Below are 1,823 nucleotides of genomic sequence, written 5' to 3' on the forward strand. Positions count from 1 at the left end.
AAAATAAGTTTCTCCAATGTTGGTGATGATGCTATGTTACAGGATGATTTCTTTTTTGGAGTTCAATTTGATAAATGGCGATTTAAGGATAAACGATGGAATCATATACCATACGACAAGAGCAATCCTTGGAATTCGTTTTCTGATGAAAACATTCAATTGGAATTTGAAAATGATTTTATTACTGATGGGAGAGAACGTGGAGTAAACCTTAGGATTGCTACAACACATACGGATATTTTAACGGTTGATAAACGTGCTATGTATATCATGGCAATCGAGGTGGCTGGTGCAATTGATGGAAAAATTAGCGAGGATGATAAGCAAACCTGGATGGATGTAGAGACTTTTAAGGAGTTGCACAAGGATGTCTTATCACTAAGTTACGATCAAGCAACCGATATCAGCGTGGAGGAACTGAAAAGTTTGAAACCTGTAGAGGAACCTTTGTGGGATGAAGAAGAGCGCCTTCGTGAAGAATATATCAAAATCCATGGCGAACGTGTTTATGACGATGAGGACGACGAGTGAGACTATACATCAAAGGCGATTATACCAAAGAAATTCCATTTGATTACTTAGAACTAGCGAAGAGAATGTGGTTTGATACTAAAGATGGGAAGACAGTAGATATTTCTTATTTTGGGAATACTCGCCCATTTAAAACAGACCCAACTATTCACTTGAAATTGAATAAGTGGATGCATGATAACAGATGGAATAATGTTCAGTTGAAAGAAGGGATTATCAATAAATTTGGGAGTCATGTATATGAAAATCTTGAATTAGATTTTGAAGACAATCCAGCAACAGACTATCGAGAAAAAGGAGACTGTCTACGTTTAGCTTCTACCCACCTTGACCTTCTCACTGTTGATAAACGAGCTATGTATATTATGGCCATTGAAATTGCGACTGCTATTGATGGTCAGATTAGCGAAGATGATAAAGAGAGCTGGTTAAGTGTGGAGGAATTTAAAAATCGGCATGAGGATATCCTTTCGATGAGTTATAAAGAAGCTAATGAGCTGAGTTTGGAAGAAATTCCGTTTATGGACGATGTGAGAGACCCAGTCTGGGAAGAAGATGACCGCAGGAATGAAGAATACATCAAAATCCATGGCGAACGAGTTTATGACGATGAGGAAGGTGAGTGAGAATTTATAATCCCACCTATTTGAAAGAGAGTGTTGATAGAGGAAAGGCGAATGTTAGACAAAGTAAAACAGTTTAAATGGTTGATTGTATTGTCCTTGTTCCTATTAGCGATTCCTTTATATTTTACTTACAATCATTTCCAACAATCTAGTGCTTTAAAAGAAGCCTTTGAGAAAAATGAAAGAATTGAGGTTCTTCATCGCTTGACGTCATCAGAAAAATATGCGTCTGACATCCGCAAGGCAGGTTATACTATTCCTTCTGACGGAGCTATTCGATTGGATGGAGTTATTTATCCATTAGAAATAGAAGGAGAGTTACATTTGAAAATTAGCCCTCCCAAAAAGGATGCTAAGGATTTTCAGTTATTTTTCATCACACAGGTTAATGAAAAACAAACACATATAACTTTTATTTTAGATAAAAATCTGAATTTAATTGATTCCAGCTATTCTCAGCAAAATGGTAACGGGAAAAGAGAGATTGTTTCTATCTCACAAGCCGAAGAAGATTACTTGTTGAGAAGTGTTCAAAGCGAGATTGATGACTTCATGAAAAAGATATATCAAACCTTGTATGGATAGTTTACCAGAGAAAGAAGCTTCTTGCTCAACGCAATGCTGTATGAACAAGACTTCTATGATAACTTAGACAGAGGGGGTGAA

General features: G+C 36.6%; 3 protein-coding genes. All 3 read left to right on the top strand.

Going from position 1 to position 1,823, the window contains the following annotated elements; genetic code table 11:
- A partial coding sequence (locus HMPREF2853_RS04255) for a hypothetical protein (RefSeq protein ID WP_070534992.1) occupies positions 1-531 on the top strand: 531 nt, incomplete at its 5' end.
- Entirely contained in the window at positions 528-1,157 is a 630-nt protein-coding gene (locus tag HMPREF2853_RS04260) for a hypothetical protein (RefSeq protein ID WP_070534994.1), read from the top strand. The genes HMPREF2853_RS04255 and HMPREF2853_RS04260, both read left to right, overlap by 4 nt.
- A 51-nt stretch (positions 1,158-1,208) precedes the next feature.
- The gene (locus tag HMPREF2853_RS04265) at positions 1,209-1,742 is read left to right on the top strand and encodes a thiol-disulfide isomerase (protein ID WP_070534996.1); all 534 of its coding nucleotides are present in this window, start codon (positions 1,209-1,211) and stop codon (positions 1,740-1,742) included.
- Positions 1,743-1,823 lie beyond the last annotated feature (81 nt).

It is taken from the genome of Streptococcus sp. HMSC077F03, assembly GCF_001812375.1.
In the GTDB taxonomy this organism is placed as follows: Bacteria; Bacillota; Bacilli; order Lactobacillales; family Streptococcaceae; genus Streptococcus; species Streptococcus oralis_S.

Coding starts and splice junctions, on each gene's coding strand:
- HMPREF2853_RS04265 (WP_070534996.1), top strand. CDS start 1,209: ATGTTAGACAAAGTAAAACAGTTTAAATGGTTGATTGTATTGTCCTTG.